17 protein-coding genes are annotated in these 14,384 nt (G+C 67.6%); 6 read left to right on the plus strand and 11 right to left on the minus strand.

Annotated elements, in window-relative coordinates:
- Nucleotides 1–6: 6 nt before the first annotated feature.
- Entirely contained in the window at nt 7–426 is a 420-nt protein-coding gene (locus OHB00_RS33780; protein WP_406440431.1) for a VOC family protein, read from the minus strand.
- Nucleotides 427–491: 65 nt separating this feature from the next.
- Nucleotides 492–845, minus strand: a complete 354-nt coding sequence (locus OHB00_RS33785; protein ID WP_406446108.1) for a helix-turn-helix transcriptional regulator — start codon at nt 843–845, stop codon at nt 492–494.
- A 154-nt stretch (nt 846–999) separates the two neighbouring features.
- On the opposite strand from OHB00_RS33785, the gene OHB00_RS33790 reads away from it, so the two are divergent.
- From OHB00_RS33790 to OHB00_RS33805, 4 genes are all read left to right on the plus strand, one after another.
- Complete coding sequence (locus OHB00_RS33790) at nt 1,000–2,154, plus strand: anion permease (protein ID WP_406440433.1); 1,155 nt, start codon at nt 1,000–1,002, stop codon at nt 2,152–2,154.
- A 22-nt stretch (nt 2,155–2,176) separates the two neighbouring features.
- Nucleotides 2,177–2,407, plus strand: a complete 231-nt coding sequence (locus OHB00_RS33795) for a hypothetical protein (protein WP_406440434.1) — start codon at nt 2,177–2,179, stop codon at nt 2,405–2,407.
- Nucleotides 2,408–2,457: 50 nt separating this feature from the next.
- Complete coding sequence (gene ppk2 / locus OHB00_RS33800; protein WP_406440436.1) at nt 2,458–3,369, plus strand: polyphosphate kinase 2; 912 nt, start codon at nt 2,458–2,460, stop codon at nt 3,367–3,369.
- Between the two features lie 393 nt (nt 3,370–3,762).
- Nucleotides 3,763–4,242, plus strand: a complete 480-nt coding sequence (locus tag OHB00_RS33805; RefSeq protein ID WP_406440438.1) for a GNAT family N-acetyltransferase — start codon at nt 3,763–3,765, stop codon at nt 4,240–4,242.
- Between the two features lie 44 nt (nt 4,243–4,286).
- Here the strand turns inward: OHB00_RS33805 and OHB00_RS33810 are convergent, their stop codons facing one another.
- The 5 genes from OHB00_RS33810 to sodN form a co-directional block, all read right to left on the minus strand.
- Nucleotides 4,287–5,477, minus strand: coding sequence for a HesA/MoeB/ThiF family protein (locus OHB00_RS33810; RefSeq protein WP_406440439.1), 1,191 nt, complete (start codon nt 5,475–5,477; stop codon nt 4,287–4,289).
- On the minus strand, nt 5,474–5,659 hold the full coding sequence (locus OHB00_RS33815) for a hypothetical protein (RefSeq protein WP_406440441.1): 186 nt from the start codon (nt 5,657–5,659) through the stop codon (nt 5,474–5,476). Before OHB00_RS33815 ends, OHB00_RS33810 begins: the two co-directional genes overlap by 4 nt.
- Before the next feature lie 531 nt (nt 5,660–6,190).
- A complete protein-coding gene (locus tag OHB00_RS33820) occupies nt 6,191–7,210 on the minus strand; it encodes a hypothetical protein (protein WP_406440443.1) in 1,020 nt (339 codons plus the stop codon).
- Nucleotides 7,207–8,235 (minus strand): hypothetical protein, encoded by a 1,029-nt coding sequence (locus tag OHB00_RS33825; protein WP_406440445.1) that lies wholly within the window; start codon nt 8,233–8,235, stop codon nt 7,207–7,209. The genes OHB00_RS33820 and OHB00_RS33825 overlap by 4 nt, the downstream gene beginning before the upstream one ends.
- Before the next feature lie 501 nt (nt 8,236–8,736).
- Nucleotides 8,737–9,132: a superoxide dismutase, Ni gene (gene sodN / locus OHB00_RS33830; RefSeq protein ID WP_406440447.1), complete on the minus strand. Its 396-nt coding sequence runs from the start codon at nt 9,130–9,132 to the stop codon at nt 8,737–8,739.
- A gap of 145 nt (nt 9,133–9,277) precedes the next feature.
- On the opposite strand from sodN, the gene sodX reads away from it, so the two are divergent.
- Nucleotides 9,278–9,730, plus strand: a complete 453-nt coding sequence (gene sodX / locus OHB00_RS33835; protein WP_406446109.1) for a nickel-type superoxide dismutase maturation protease — start codon at nt 9,278–9,280, stop codon at nt 9,728–9,730.
- Here sodX and OHB00_RS33840 read toward each other — a convergent pair.
- Complete coding sequence (locus OHB00_RS33840) at nt 9,616–10,263, minus strand: CGNR zinc finger domain-containing protein (protein WP_406440449.1); 648 nt, start codon at nt 10,261–10,263, stop codon at nt 9,616–9,618. The two genes, sodX and OHB00_RS33840, sit on opposite strands and share 115 nt — an antisense overlap.
- A 100-nt stretch (nt 10,264–10,363) precedes the next feature.
- Between OHB00_RS33840 and OHB00_RS33845 the strand changes: the two genes are divergently transcribed.
- On the plus strand, nt 10,364–11,134 hold the full coding sequence (locus OHB00_RS33845) for a class I SAM-dependent methyltransferase (protein ID WP_406440451.1): 771 nt from the start codon (nt 10,364–10,366) through the stop codon (nt 11,132–11,134).
- 66 nt (nt 11,135–11,200) lie between these two features.
- Here OHB00_RS33845 and OHB00_RS33850 read toward each other — a convergent pair whose 3' ends face one another.
- Genes OHB00_RS33850 through OHB00_RS33860 form a run of 3 tightly spaced genes read right to left on the minus strand, consistent with a single transcriptional unit; the run spans nt 11,201 to nt 13,917 of the window.
- Nucleotides 11,201–12,001 carry an amino acid ABC transporter ATP-binding protein gene (locus OHB00_RS33850; RefSeq protein WP_406440453.1) on the minus strand — a complete coding sequence of 267 codons (801 nt, stop codon included), beginning with the start codon at nt 11,999–12,001 and terminating at the stop codon, nt 11,201–11,203.
- Nucleotides 11,998–12,927, minus strand: a complete 930-nt coding sequence (locus OHB00_RS33855) for an amino acid ABC transporter permease (protein ID WP_406440455.1) — start codon at nt 12,925–12,927, stop codon at nt 11,998–12,000. The genes OHB00_RS33850 and OHB00_RS33855 overlap by 4 nt, the downstream gene beginning before the upstream one ends.
- Nucleotides 12,928–12,957: 30 nt before the next feature.
- On the minus strand, nt 12,958–13,917 hold the full coding sequence (locus OHB00_RS33860; protein ID WP_406440457.1) for an ABC transporter substrate-binding protein: 960 nt from the start codon (nt 13,915–13,917) through the stop codon (nt 12,958–12,960).
- Nucleotides 13,918–14,384: the final 467 nt, after the last annotated feature.

A 14,384-nucleotide genomic window follows, 5' to 3' on the forward strand; every position in this document is an offset into this window, starting at 1 on the left:
AGCGTGCTACGCGGCCGGCCGGCGCTCGGTGAAACGCAACAGGTTCCCCGCCGGATCCCGGAACGCGCAGTCCCGCACGCCCCAGTGCTGGTCCATCGGCTCCTGGATCACATCACCGCCGTACTCCCGCACCCGCTCGTACAGCGCGTCGCAGTCGGTGGTGGAGAAGATCACCCCGCGCAGCATGCCCTTGGCGAGCAGTTCGGCCATGGCCTGCCGGTCGGCGGGGGAGGCGTCCGGATTGGCGCCCGGCGGCTCCAGCACGATCTCCACCCCCGGCTGCTGCGGCGATCCGACGGTCACCCATCGCATCCCCTCGAACGAGACGTCGTTGTGGACCTCCAGGCCGAGAACGTCACGGTAGAAGGCCAGCGCCTTGTCGTGATCGTCGACGGCGATGAAACACTGCGCGAGTTTTACGTCCATGGGGTCAGGCTAGGAGGAAACGTCCTGCCGTGCCCGGAGGAGGCCCCGTGCCCCGATGCCGGCGGTCAGTACCGCCTGCGGCGTGGGCGGGTGAACGTGCGGGTCACACAGGACGGGATCACCGTGCTCTCCTCGTGGTCCCGCGCCCGGTACGCGCTCGGCGTCTCCCCGACCAGCTCGGTGAAGCGTGAGCTGAAGGACCCCAGCGACGTACAGCCGACCGCCATGCACACCTCCGTCACCGTGAGGTCGCCGCGCCGCAGCAGCGCCTTGGCCCGCTCGACCCGCCTTGTCATCAGATAGCTGTACGGCGTCTCCCCGAAGGCCTTGCGGAAGCTGCGCTGGAAGTGCCCGGGGGACATGAGGGCGGTACGGGCCAGCTCGGCCACGTCGAGCGGTTCGGCGTACTCGCGGTCCATGCGGTCGCGAGCCCGGCGCAGCCGCCTCAGGTCCTCCAGGGGGGTCACCAGTCCAGCATGGCATGCACATCGCACACCCGCCGGGGGTTTGTTTTTGGACGTCAGTTTTCTTCCAGTTCTCGCGGTATTGGCCCATGCTTGTTTGCATAAAGGAATGGACCACATCACGTTCCTCGTGGCGGTCGTGATCGTCACTGCGCTCGCGTTCGACTTCACCAACGGGTTCCACGACACGGCGAACGCGATGGCCACGTCCATCGCGACCGGCGCGCTCAAACCGAAGACAGCGGTCCTGATCAGCGGCGTACTGAACCTGGTCGGAGCCTTTCTCTCCACGGAGGTCGCCAAGACGATCTCCGGCGGCATCGTGAACGACGCCAAGGTGACCCCGGCGATGATCTTCGCGGGCCTCGTGGGGGCGATCCTGTGGAATCTGATGACCTGGCTGGTCGGGCTGCCGTCCAGCTCCTCGCACGCCCTGTTCGGCGGGCTGATCGGAGCCGTGTGGGTCGGTGCGGGCTCCGGCGCGGTCAACTTCGACAAGGTTGTCGAGAAGATCATCATCCCGGCGTTCGCCTCGCCGGTGGTGGCGGGCGTCGCCGCGCTGATCGCGACGTACTGCGCCTACAAGCTCACCGCCCGCGGCCGCGCGGACTCCGTGGGCAAGGGCTTCCGGCTCGGGCAGATCGGCTCGGCCTCGCTGGTCTCGCTCGCGCACGGCACCAACGACGCCCAGAAGACCATGGGCATCATCACCCTGACCCTGATCTCCGTCGGCGCGCTCCCGGGCGACGCCGGTCCGCCGGTGTGGGTGATCTTCACCGCCGGTCTCGCCATCGCCCTCGGCACCTACATCGGGGGCTGGCGGATCATCCGGACCATGGGCAAGGGCCTGACCGAGATCCAGTCCCCGCAGGGCTTCGCGGCCGAGACCGCTTCCACGGCCGTCATCCTGACCTCCGCCCACATGGGCTTCGCGCTGTCCACCACGCAGGTCGCCTCCGGTTCCATCCTCGGCGCGGGCGTCGGCCGGCGGCTCGCGGAGGTCCGCTGGGGTGTCGCCGGACGCATGGTGGCCGCCTGGGTGATCACGCTGCCCTGTGCGGCGCTGGTCGGCGGCATCTCCGCGTACACGGTCAAGCACGGCGGCAACTTCGGCACGATCGTGGTCGCGCTGGTCGGCGCCGCGCTCGCGGCGGGCATCGTCATGCTGTCGCGCCGCAACCCGATCGGCGCGGAGAACGTCAACGACGGCCACGAGGTCGCCATCCGCACCACGCCCCCGTCCCACGTCGGCACCGCCGCCTGAGCGCCTGAGTGAGGGAGTTCCCATGAACATCGACTGGACCGCACTCGGCCAGGTCACCGCGGTGAGCATCGGAGTTACATTCGCAGTGGTGGTCGTCTTCGCCCTCGGCGTCCTCGGGCTCGCCCGTTACGAGGGGGCCAAGGAGCAGGGCGGCACCAGCGCCGTCGGGGCCGCCCAGGCAGGGCTGTGCCTCGTCGCCTGCGTGGCGGTGGTGGCGTACGGCATCTACCTGATCGTGCCGCAGTTCCACTGACCGACTCACCCACTCACCCACTGACCCGCTGACCCGCTGAGGAGGACTGGATGACGACGCCGGACCTGCTGTCCGACCTGGCCGACGTGGCCCATCTGAAGGTCGACTACAGCGACCCCGACGACCCCGTGCTCATCCGCCCGGACGGATCCCCGATAGACACCTGGCGGGAGAACTACCCGTACGCGTCCCGCATGGAGCGCAAGGAGTACGAGTGGCACAAGCGGCTCCAGCAGATCGAACTGCTGAAGCTGCAGACCTGGATCAAGGAGACGGGACGCCGGATCGTCATCGTCTTCGAGGGCCGGGACGCGGCAGGCAAGGGCGGCACCATCAAGCGCTTCACGGAGCACCTGAACCCCCGTGGCGCGCGGGTGGTGGCCCTGGAGAAGCCCACGGAGCGCGAGAGCGGTCAGTGGTACTTCCAGCGCTACGTCGAACACCTGCCGACCGCTGGTGAGATCGTGATGTTCGACCGCTCCTGGTACAACCGGGCGGGGGTCGAGCGGGTCATGGGCTTCTGCTCGGACGACCAGTACCGGCGCTTCATGCGCCAGGCCCCGCTGTTCGAGCGGATGCTGGTGGACGACGGGGTGGACCTGGTGAAGTTCTGGTTCTCGGTCTCGCAGAGCGAGCAGCGGACCCGCTTCACCATCCGCCAGGTCGACCCGGTACGGCAGTGGAAGCTGAGCCCGATGGACCTGGCCTCGCTGGACCGCTGGGACGACTACACGGCCGCGAAGGTCGCGATGTTCCGCGAGACGGACACGGAGTACGCGCCGTGGACCGTGGTGAAGAGCAACGACAAGAAGCGGGCCCGGGTCGAGGCCATGCGCAGCGTGCTGGCCCGCTTCGAATACGCAGACAAGGACGAGGAGGTCGTCGGCAGCCCGGACCCGCGGATCGTGGGTGCGGCGGCCGGCCTGCTGGAGGCCGGCGAGGACGACCACGGCGAGCGGTAGGGCCCGCACCCGGGAAGGGCCGGCCGGACATCCGGCCGGCCCTTCCCGTGGCCACACCCGACGGAAGACCGACCCGACTCCACCACCCGGCTCGCCGATGACGGACTTGGTGATCGGGATTGCGCTCGTGAACGGCCGCACGGAGAACCGCGTGGACCGCATGTATCGCGTCACGGTGGGGGAGAGACGCCGGCGTGAGCGGTCGGGGGGCGCCCTCGGCCATCGCCAGGCGGCGCAGCCGCCGCACGTGTCCACGCGGCCGCGCCGGCGGCCCGGCCGCGTTCGCTGTCACGGTGGTGGCCGTCTTCGGCCCGGCCGACTGCTCCTGTGCCCGGACCGGGTGCGGCCGGACGGCCCTGGACACGGACGGACCGGTGACCCATGATCCGTTGCATGATCCGCGCCGCCACCGAGCACGACGTCCCCGAGATCCGCGCCATGATCCGCGAACTCGCCGCGTACGAACGGGCTGTGGAGCAGGCCCGGGCCACCGAGGAACAACTGCGCGAGGCGCTGTTCGGCGCCCACCCCGCGGCCTACGCGCTGGTCGCCGAGGACGCGACCACCGGCGAACTCGTGGGCTACGCCCTGTGGTTCCCGCGTTTCTCGACCTGGACCGGAACCCGTGGCATGCACCTGGAGGACCTCTACGTACGCCCGCACGCCCGCGGCGGCGGCCACGGCCGGGCCCTGCTCGCCGCCCTCGCCGGGCTCTGCCTGCGCAGCGGCTTCGAGCGCTTCGAATGGTGGGTGCTGGCCTGGAACGAGCCGGCGGTCGGCTTCTACCGGTCGCTCGGTGCGGAGTTCCTCGACGAGTGGCGCATCTGCCGCCTGACGGGAGCCCCGCTCAAGGAACTGGCCGCCGCCTCATAGGCCATCGTCGTCGAACGCGTAGGGGTCGGGGGCCCGACTGTCGGCTAGGCGCTTGTTCCTGAGCCGCAGTGGGCGCACTCGCGGTTGCGCTCAAGAAGGAGGCCGTACCAGCGCAGTACGCTTTGGCTGTCCACGTTCACCCCCATCGGTTGCCATGAGGTGTGGGCCAGTTCTCGGCGGTTGATCCACTGGTAGATCGGTGCGACGAGGTCGGCGCTCAGTGTCCGGAACGCGTCTGATCGGCCGTCCAGCAGTTCCAGCAGGGCGAGTTTGACCATGAGCAGGGCGATCGGCACGATGTCGCTGGACAGGCCGGGCTGGGGTGTCACCTCGCGGTCGGTGTAGGAGCTGCGTGAGGCGTCCCGGAGGCTGCTGATCTCGTTGTCTGCGGCTTCCCGGGGGAGTGCCTGGACGAAGCACTGGTAACACGGGGTGAGCCCCGGGATCACCCGCTGCACAATGCCGCCGTAGGCCCGTCGGTAGACGCCGCCAATGATCATCGGGTACTCGCCCTGCAGACAGAGCCGGTTCACCAGCAGCCGGCTCTCTCTGGCGTCCGTCGCGCAGATGACCAGGTCCACCCGCTCGCCGCGCAGCAGACTCCGCACCTCGCTCCGGGTGTCCCCGGAGATACGCGTGGTGCTGGTCACCACCCGAGCGCCCGGGTGGTGGCGATGGACCACATCGCGCATGGCGTTGACCTTCAGACGGCCGACGTCGTTGAGACCGCATTCGTGCCGCGAGACATTGCCGACCTCAAGACGATCGTCATCGAGCAGTACGAACCGGCCCACTCCGGCCCGCGCCAGCTCACGAACGATGAAGCTTCCCCCGGAGCCCAGGCCGAGCACAGCGACGCACGTGTCCTGAAGCGCGTCAGCGCCGATGATGGCGCCGATCCGCTCGGATGTGACGGAACCAGACGGGATGACGCTGGTACCGAGTCGTTCGCCCAGCCCTTCGGCCAGCCGCGTCGATCTGTGCGCGCGGACGCCGTCCTGCTCGGCCCAGCACACCACTGCCGGTCCGGGCTCGTCGAGAACCCAGTCGGGGGCCGGAGGTTCGGGTAACACCAGCACGTCGGTGCCGACGGCGCCGTCCACGTAGCCGACGTCACCCTGATCGATGATGCGCATGCCGAGCCGCAGCCGTGCCGTGGACGCGGCAGCCGCGAGGGAGCCGTACGCCGCCGCTCCCAGCACCAGGTGGCGGGGAAGCGAGGACAGGCCGTTCACGAGAAGGCTTTCATGTCTTCGGCGTCCACCTGCGCCACCCGGTCGCCGGGTCGCTCGTTTCCGCTGCGCACTTCCCACTTGCCCGTCACGGCGTTCATCACCATCTTCTTGCCCGGCGGCATGCGCCCTGAGGCCGCCTGTTCCAGAAAAGCGCGAATGTCGCTGTGCTTGTCGCTGGCCATGGATTCCTCCCGTGCTCGAAATCGGTGCATCAGGCTTCTACGAGGAAGCTGCTGATAGGGCTGCCGTCCTCAAGGTGGCACTCATAGGCGGCGATCCACAGCGTCCCTTTCCGGATTACTTTGTTGACCGATATACTGGCGTTCCAGGAATCGGGTCGAAACGTGCATACCTTCGTCCAGCCCGGGCGGTCGGTCTGCCAGACGTGCATGGCGGAATTTGTGCCGTACGACTCGATTCGTCGTTGTCCGAGCCAACCGAAGAGAGGGCTCGGTGACGTGATGTAGGTGCTCGGACATTCATCCGGGTATCCGGACGGAAAATACACTCGCAGCGTGTACGTTCTGTTCATGTTGCTGATCCAGGACCCGTGGACGTAGGTCCGCCCACGCGCTGCCGTGTCATAGAAATCAAAGGACCTGTACTCGCTGCGCAGGAGGGCTCGATCCTGCGCCAGTCCGTACATCTGGTACGGCTCCCAAGTCATCGCTGCCCTGCCTTCCGTCGCAGGCTCGATTGCGGTTTCCGCTTCTTTATGGAAGTCGATCGATCTGCTTGATTCCCCAGTTCAGCGGTACTCGCAACATGTATTTCTCATCCGGTGTCCTCGGGACCCACCGTATTTCCTGGCCCCGCCCGGACTGCGGATGGACCGTGCACGAGAATGCGACTGGCGAGGTGCCGTCCCAGGCCAGCAGCAGCGAGATCCTGGCGTTGTGTCGGCGTCGACTGATGGCAACCTCGAACCCGCGCTCCTCGGCGAGGGGTGTGGCCTCGATGTCATAGTCCTGTGGCAGTCCACTGAGCAGTGGTTGGACACATCCGTTGAAGTACTCGACGAGGTCGGGGATCGGCAGGTACTGGCCGGAGGCGAGTGCGCTCTCGTCGGAGGGCCGGCCGGACGCTTCCGACGGTCGCCGCCGCCCCGTTTCCGACGCGGCGGAGCTGCCCAGCCGGCACACGCCGCGTGGTGTCTGTGGGGCGGGGCGCAGCGTCTCGTGCAGGTCCGCGTTCCGGGTGATGTCCTTGAGCGCCTGCCGTAGTGGACTTTCACCGGGGAGTACTTGGAATTCGGTGTTCGAGCGGGACAGGATCCTGCTGTCCAGGTAGAAGAACGGAGTGAGCAGGACTTTGGGAGCAGGCTTGCGCAGGACCTTGGTGCGTCCTTCTCCGGTTAAGTTCGCGATGACCTCTACGTACTGTGGGCGCTGGAACTTCAGCCCGTATCGGCGCGTCCTCTCGCGGTCGCCCGAACTGGGCTCGTACAGCCCAATCGAGTGATGTGAGTGCCACATTCCCACACACTGTGTTCCGAAGCGTTCCCAGAGGAGGGTCTCCATCTCGAAGGTCACCTGAGGATCGAGCTCCAGGGAGTGGAGGTTTCGCACCGCTCGCTCGGTCGGCCGGGTGGCCAACTGCACCGTGGGATCGCCACCGTGGCTGAACAGGCCGAAGAGGCTTCCACCGGTTTCGATGTCGGAATGGCTCTGTGTCTCGTCGAAGATCACGTCGAGTTCGGATTCGTAGATCCGGACCAGGCGGTTGTCCGTCATGCCAACCCTTCCGCGATCTGGAGGAGGCGGCAGTCGGCGGACCAGCTTGCCGCGTCGATCGTCAGATGTGTCCATTCACCCCGGCTTCCATATACCACCATCGGAGCCTTGGCGGGGTAGTCCCGGTCAAGCATGAAACCGAGTTCGAGATCGCCACGAGTGGCGACCAGTTGCACACTGAGGAACTCGCTTTCCCACTTTTTCACGTCGAAGCCATGGCGTTCGAGCTCCGCGAGCTCCGATTCGATGCGGCTGTGGCGATCCAGCGTGGGCCCGGTGTTCAGCTGCGGCTGTGCCGACTCGATACCGGTCCTGCTTGCCGGTCCGAATTGCGAGAGCAGGTCCACGTGTTCGCCGTTGATCTGCCAGTACAGCTCCACGCAGTTCACGACGAACCAGGCGACGACCGCTGCGACGATCTGGTCGTCCGGATAGTCAAGTTCGCCGAGATTGACGTATTGCCAGGTGGCAAACGACCCCTGGTTCGGGCGGCTGGCCTCGGGGCGCCAGCCGAAACGGGCGATCCTCACCTCGAAACCGGGTGCGTTGTCGGTGGTCGGAACCAGCGCGTGCAGGTAGGCGAATGCGTCGAGGTGTCCCGCGTGGGCCTCGAACCGTACGACGATCGCAGGGCGATCCCCGAGCCGGGCCGACGAGACCTCGACGCCGCCCATGGCGGTGGAGATCACGGCGTATTCGACGAGGTCGGGGACTTCGGTCAGCGCATCGTGAACCAGCCCGGGAGCCTTCGATCCGATCCCGGTCTCGGTCCGAACCGTGGGATACACCAGCACTTTCGACGGCTTGCTGCCGACGGACACGGGGGCGTGGGAACTGTGCACTGCGTGCGCCGGGCCCGCTGGGACGCCCGGCGTCTGCCGTCGCTCCCGGCTCAGTGTGCCCGGCAGAGGCCTCTGCGTGGAATCTCGCCACCGTGCACGCACCTGTTTGATGGCCAGATCTGTCGCGCTCTTGGCGATGCCGCCGATGATCGCTTTCGCGACGAGCGCGACAAAGTACTCCATCCCCGTCTCCCCCCGAAGAATCTCGTCCCACCATGACATATCGGAAGAGGCGGCAATAGGGTTTTCTGTCATTTCGTCAGGAAGGCGAGGGTGGCGTGGTCGGGCGAGGCAGCCGGGCACGAAGGGACGCCGGCCCGGGTGGCGGCCGGAACTCCGGAACGCTCACTGGACAGGCGTAGCAGCAGGCTGCGTGGCCGACACGGGCTGGTCGTCCTCACCGGGCCTGCGGCGCGGGCCACCCGGGGATGGCCGGGGCTGTTGCGGGCGGCGAAGTCCCAGCCGGCCTTCGCCGCTGACGGAGCCTCATGGGGCGACGGAGCGGATCGGTGCCGCACGGTCTGCCCGCTGAGCCGGCGCCGTGGATCCCCGTCCGTCTGTGGCCGGGCGAAAAAGACCGCACCCGGACCGTCGTGGACGCCGTTCTCGGCGGCCTGCGGGCCGGGTGCGGACTCGGAGACTCTGCAACGAAAGTAATCGCAGGTCAGAAGGTGTGAATAAAGATCAGGCCTTCTTGGTCTCCCAGAAGATCTTGTCGATCTCGGCGATGAGCTCCAGGGCCTTCTCGCCGGTCTTCGGGTCCGTGGACGCCTTGGCGGCGGACAGGGCCTTCAGGGTGTCGTTGACCAGCTGGTGCAGCTGGGGGTACTTCTCGAAGTGCGGGGGCTTGAAGTAGTCGCTCCAGAGCACCGAGACGTGGTGCTTCGCGAGCTCGGCACGCTGCTCCTTGATGACGGTGGCGCGTGCCTGGTAGTGCGGGTCGTCGTTGGCGGCCATCTTCTCCTGCACGGCCTTCACCGACTCCGCCTCGATGCGGGCCTGGGCCGGGTCGTACACACCGCAGGGCAGGTCGCAGTGCGCGCTGACCTTGACCTTGGGGGCAAACAGGCGGGAAAGCATGGAGCATTCCTTCCTCGTGATCGTCTTCTCAGGTGGGACATTACTCCCTGGGAAGCGTGTTTTCGCGAGTGCCCCCATGGGCTTAGGACAAAAGTCCAGGGTCAGACTGGGACTGGTGGAGGAACGGACCGGGGAGGTGCCGGGGATGCCGGAGCTGTCGCAGGAGACCGAGCGGGGGAGGGGCGCCGTGCTCTTCGGGCTGGCCGAGGTGACCGGCCCGTCCATGGTGCCCACGCTGTACCAGGGGGATCAGCTCCTGGTGCGGTACGGGGCCAGGGTGCGGGCCGGTGACGTCGTCGTCCTGCGCCATCCGTTCCAGCAGGACCTGCTGGTCGTCAAGCGGGCCGTGGAGCCGCGCGAGGGCGGCTGGTGGGTGCTCGGGGACAACGCCTACGCGGGCGGCGACAGCACGGACTACGGGACCGTGCCGGAGGAGCTCATCCTCGGCCGGGCCCTGTTCCGCTGGCGGCCGCGCAGGGCGGATCAGCGTTCGCCGCTGGCGCTGGCGCGCTGGGCACTCTCGGCCGCCAGGCCGGTGCTGGCCGATCGTTCGGGCCGGTCGGGGCGTTCCGCCTCCAGGCGTTTGCGGGCCCGGTAGGCGGCCACGTTGGCGCGGGTCGCGCAGCGGTCCGAGCAGTAGCGCCGGGAGCGGTTGGTCGAGGTGTCGAGGTAGGCGTTGCGGCACGGCGCCGCCTCGCACAGGCCGAGGCGGTCGACGCCGTACTCGGTGAGGTGGAAGGCCAGGCCCATCGCCGCGATCGCCGTGTAGCCGGCGGTGGCGTTGGAGGGGTGGTCGGCCAGGTGCATGTGCCACAGCGGGCGCCCGTCCTCGTCCCGGAAGTCGTGCCCGGAGATCTGCGGGCTCACCGGGAACTCCAGGAGAAGCGAGTTCAGCAGGTCCACCGCGAGGGTCTCCTCGCCCTTGTCGGCCGCCTCGAAGACCGCGCGCAGCCGGGCCCGGACCGAGCGGAAGCGGGTGAGGTCGGCGTCGGTGGCGCGCCGGGCGGCCTGCTGGTTGCCGCCGAAGAGATCGCGGACGGCCTCCACCGAGGTCAGGGAGTCCTTGCCCCGGCCCGGTTCCTCGCTGTTGACGAGCCGGACGGCGTAATCCGAGTAATAGGCCAGTTCCACTTGTAGTCCTTACGCGGGCACTCTATGGTCGGTCGTGCGGTCGGGTAACAGCCGGTCGTCCTTCCAGGGTATTACGGGACTTGTGCGGTGGAGGGTTGCCATGACGGACGCGCCGACGACCACGACCGGGGCCGACTGGGGCGCCTGGCAGGAGAGCTGGGACCGGCAGCAGGAGTGGTACATGCCGGACCGCGAGGAGCGGTTCCGGATCATGCTCGACATGGTGGAGGCACTCGTCGGTACGGCACCCCGGGTCCTCGACCTCGCGTGCGGCACCGGCACCATCACCGCCCGCCTGCTCGCCCGCCTCCCGGACGCGGTGAGCACCGGGGTCGACCTCGACCCGGCTCTCCTCGCCATCGCCGAGGGCACCTTCGCGGGCGACGGCCGGGTCACGTTCGTCACCGCCGACCTCACGGACCCGGAGTGGACCGCGCGGCTGCCGTACGACTCGTACGACGCGGTCCTGACCGCCACGGCCCTGCACTGGCTGCACAGCGAACCCCTCGCGGCCCTCTACGGTCAGGTCGCGGGACTCGTCCGCGACGGCGGTGTCTTCATGAACGCGGACCACATGATCGACGACAGCACGCCCCGGATCAACGCCGCGGAACGGGCGCAGCGGCATCGCCGGATGGATCAGGCCAAGGCGGCGGGGGCCCTGGACTGGGCCGAGTGGTGGCAGCTGGCGGCCCAGGACCCGGTGCTCGCCGGGCCGACGGCCCGCCGTTTCGAGATCTACGGCGAGCACGCCGACGGCGACATGCCCTCGGCCGCCTGGCACGCGCGCGTGCTGCGCGACAAGGGGTTCGGGGAGGCGCGGGCGGTGTGGTGCTCGCCTTCGGACACGCTGCTGCTCGCCCTCAAGTAGCCGGGCAGGCAGACAGCCGGAAGGGGCGGTACGAGCACCTCGTACCGCCCCTTCCATGTCCTACGGCTACAGCACCTTCGACAGGAACGACTTCGTCCGGTCGTGCTGGGGGTTGGTCAGGACGTCGCGCGGGTGGCCGGACTCGACCACCACGCCGTCGTCCATGAAGACCAGGCTGTCGCCGACCTCGCGGGCGAAGCCCATCTCGTGCGTGACGACGATCATCGTCATGCCGTCCTCGGCCAGGTCCCGCATCACGTCCAGGACCTCACCGACCAGCTCGGGGTCGAGCGCGGAGGTCGGCTCGTCGAAGAGCATCAGCTTCGGCTGCATGGCCAGCGCGCGGGCGATCGCGACGCGCTGCTGCTGGCCGCCGGAGAGCTGCGCCGGGTAGTGCCCGGTACGGTCACCGAGGCCGACCCGGTCCAGCAGGCGCTCGGCCCGCTCACGGGCCACCGCCTTGGACTCCCGCTTGACCTGGAGCGGCGCCTCCATGACGTTCTCCAGGGCGGTCATGTGCGGGAAGAGGTTGAAGCGCTGGAACACCATGCCGATGTCCCGCCGCTGCGCCGCGACCTCCTTCTCCTTCAGCTCGTAGAGCTTGTCGCCGTGCTGGCGGTAGCCGACCAGACCGCCGTCGACGTACAGCCGGCCGGCGCTGATCTTCTCCAGGTGGTTGATGCACCGCAGGAACGTGGACTTGCCGGAACCGGACGGGCCGATCAGGCAGAACACCTCGCGCGGCAGCACCTCAAGGTCGATGCCCTTGAGGATGTGCGCGAGACCGAACGACTTGTGCACGCCCTCGGCCTTGACCATCGGGGCGCCGCTGCTCGGCGGGGTGATGTCCTTGGCGAGAGAGCTCATCGGGCCACCTCCGGGCGACGGAACGAACCCCACTGGGCCAGATTCTTCCGCAGTCGCTGCCACGGGGTCGGCGGGAGGTTGCGTGAGGAGCCGCGGGCGTAACGGCGCTCGATGTAGTACTGGACGATGCTGAACACCGTGGTCAGGAACAGGTACCAGATGCAGGCGACGAAGTACATCTCGACGACCGCCAGCGAGGCGCTGGAGACGTCGTTGGCCTTCTTGATCAGCTCGGGGAGCTGGACCGAGTAGGCCAGCGACGAGGTCTTCAGCATGTTGATGAACTCGTTGCCGGTCGGCGGGATGATGACCCGCATGGCCTGCGGAAGGATCACCCGGCGCAGTGTCTGGCCCTGGGTCATGCCCAGCGCGTGCGAGGCCTCCGTCTGGCCCTCGTCGACCGACTGGATGCCGGCGCGGACGATCTCCGACATGTACGCGGCCTCGTTCAGGCCGAGCCCCAGCAGTGCCGTGAGGACCGGCGTCATCACCTGGTTCATCTCGTCCTTGTAGAACCCCAGGTTCAGGATGGGGAAGACGAGCGAGATGTTGTACCAGAGCAGCAGCTGGACCAGGACCGGGGTGCCGCGGAAGATCCAGATGTAGAACCAGGACACCGTGCTGGTGACCGGGTTCGACGACAGCCGCATCACCGCCAGGATCACGCCGAGGGTGACGCCGAGCACCATGGACAGCACGGAGATGTAGAGCGTGGTCCAGGCGCCGGCCACGATGCTCGGGTCGAAGACGTAGTCGGGGATGACGCTGTAGTTGATCTTCGCGTTGGAGAAGGCGATCCCGATCAGCACCAGGATGGCGACGACCACGACGCCGGACACCCAGCGGCCGTAGTGGCGCACCGGGATGGCCTTGATCTGCTCCGGCGGCACGGACGGCGCCGGAGTCTTGTCGACCGTGTCAGTCACAGTGACGGCCCTTCAGTCGTGCCCGAGTGCTCAGGAGCCGCCGTTGATCTTCGCCTCGGTCACCGCGCCCTGCGTGACGTTCCACTTCTCCAGGATCTTCTGGTAGTCGCCGTTCTTGATGATGGCGGCCACGGCGGCCTGGATCGCGTCGCGCAGCTGGGTGTTCTCCTTGCCGACCGCGATGCCGTACGGACCGGCCTCGATCTGCTCGCCGACGACCTCGAAGTCCTTGCCGCCGCCGGAGGTCTTGGCGTTGTAGGCGGCCACCGGGAAGTCGTTCAGGTCGGCGACGGAGGCGCCCTGCTTCAGACGGAGCAGCGCCTCGGGGTCGGTGTCGAAGGTCTGGAGGTTGATGGCCTTGTTGCCGTCCTTCGTGCACTTCTCGCTCTGCGCCTTGGCGATGCCCTCGGACGTGGTGCCCTTCTGCAGGGCCACGACCTTGCCGCACAGGTCGTCCAGGGACTTGATGCCCTTCGGGTTGCCCTTCTGGACCAGGATCGAGGTACCGGCGGTGAAGTAGTCGACGAAGTCGACGCCGGTGCCGACCTTCTTGCCGGTGTCGGAGTCGATGCCGCTCTGGCGGTCCTTGGTGTCGTTCATCGCCGACATGATCACGTTGAAGCGGTTGGCCTGCAGGCCCACGATGAGCTGGTCGAACTTGCCGTTCTGGAAGTCGAACTTCACGCCCAGCTGCTTGCCGAGCGCGTCCGCGATGTCCGGGTCGACACCGACGGCCTTGCCGCTCTGCATGTACTCGACCGGCGGGTAGGCGATGTCCGAGCCCACCTTGATCACACCGGCCTTGCGGATGTCGGCGGGCAGCTTGCTCGCCAGCGGAGCCGAGGACGACGAGGAGGAGCCGCTGTCGCTGCCCTTGTCCGTCTGGTCCCCGCAGCCGGTGAGAATCAGGGCGCCTGCGACCGCGATCGCACCGAACGCTGCGGTCTTGTTGCGCGCGACGGTGGTACGACGGGTGGAGCTTGCGGTCATGGTGGGTTCCTCCGGCAGTGGGTAGGACAAGCCGATATACCGATGTGTCCGATATGTCGATACGCCGATGGGTCGACGGAAACACACACCTTCGGGTGTCGCGACCTCGTGGGTTTACGGCATCCTGCCATTGGGATTGCTCCAAGCAGACCTGCCACCATGTCAAAATCGGATAACGGGTGACCCCCGAGACGCGTCAGGCCGGTCCTTCCTCGACCCGCCACCCCGCACATCTGCGGAAATCCGACCTTCTGGCCGGAAGATCTTCGGTTCACCGCCGGTTCATCCCAGGCCCCGCCCGGTGGCCGTCTGCCGGTCACCCAGCCGCTCATCTGTCGGTTACCTACGACATCCGTGATGTGACCTTGCGCCTATTCGACTCGTCGGGAGCGCTGTCCGTCCGGTAAGAAGGTTCTTTACACCCCTCATCCGGGGCTCAGGGCGCGTGTGCGGCGCGCCCGTCGCGC

Origin of the sequence: Streptomyces sp. NBC_00631 (assembly GCF_045206895.1) — a bacterium.
GTDB lineage: Bacteria > Actinomycetota > Actinomycetes > Streptomycetales > Streptomycetaceae > Streptomyces.

What these genes read in the sequence shown, in the direction of transcription:
- OHB00_RS33780 (WP_406440431.1), bottom strand. Translation starts at nt 426, where the DNA reads ATGGACGTAAAACTCGCGCAGTGTTTCATCGCCGTCGACGATCACGAC.
- OHB00_RS33785 (WP_406446108.1), bottom strand. Translation starts at nt 845, where the DNA reads ATGGACCGCGAGTACGCCGAACCGCTCGACGTGGCCGAGCTGGCCCGT.
- OHB00_RS33790 (WP_406440433.1), top strand. Translation starts at nt 1,000, where the DNA reads ATGGACCACATCACGTTCCTCGTGGCGGTCGTGATCGTCACTGCGCTC.
- OHB00_RS33795 (WP_406440434.1), top strand. Translation starts at nt 2,177, where the DNA reads ATGAACATCGACTGGACCGCACTCGGCCAGGTCACCGCGGTGAGCATC.
- ppk2 (WP_406440436.1), top strand. Translation starts at nt 2,458, where the DNA reads ATGACGACGCCGGACCTGCTGTCCGACCTGGCCGACGTGGCCCATCTG.
- OHB00_RS33805 (WP_406440438.1), top strand. Translation starts at nt 3,763, where the DNA reads ATGATCCGCGCCGCCACCGAGCACGACGTCCCCGAGATCCGCGCCATG.
- OHB00_RS33815 (WP_406440441.1), bottom strand. Translation starts at nt 5,659, where the DNA reads ATGGCCAGCGACAAGCACAGCGACATTCGCGCTTTTCTGGAACAGGCG.
- OHB00_RS33820 (WP_406440443.1), bottom strand. Translation starts at nt 7,210, where the DNA reads ATGACGGACAACCGCCTGGTCCGGATCTACGAATCCGAACTCGACGTG.
- OHB00_RS33825 (WP_406440445.1), bottom strand. Translation starts at nt 8,235, where the DNA reads ATGGAGTACTTTGTCGCGCTCGTCGCGAAAGCGATCATCGGCGGCATC.
- sodN (WP_406440447.1), bottom strand. Translation starts at nt 9,132, where the DNA reads ATGCTTTCCCGCCTGTTTGCCCCCAAGGTCAAGGTCAGCGCGCACTGC.
- sodX (WP_406446109.1), top strand. Translation starts at nt 9,278, where the DNA reads ATGCCGGAGCTGTCGCAGGAGACCGAGCGGGGGAGGGGCGCCGTGCTC.
- OHB00_RS33845 (WP_406440451.1), top strand. Translation starts at nt 10,364, where the DNA reads ATGACGGACGCGCCGACGACCACGACCGGGGCCGACTGGGGCGCCTGG.
- OHB00_RS33850 (WP_406440453.1), bottom strand. Translation starts at nt 12,001, where the DNA reads ATGAGCTCTCTCGCCAAGGACATCACCCCGCCGAGCAGCGGCGCCCCG.
- OHB00_RS33860 (WP_406440457.1), bottom strand. Translation starts at nt 13,917, where the DNA reads ATGACCGCAAGCTCCACCCGTCGTACCACCGTCGCGCGCAACAAGACC.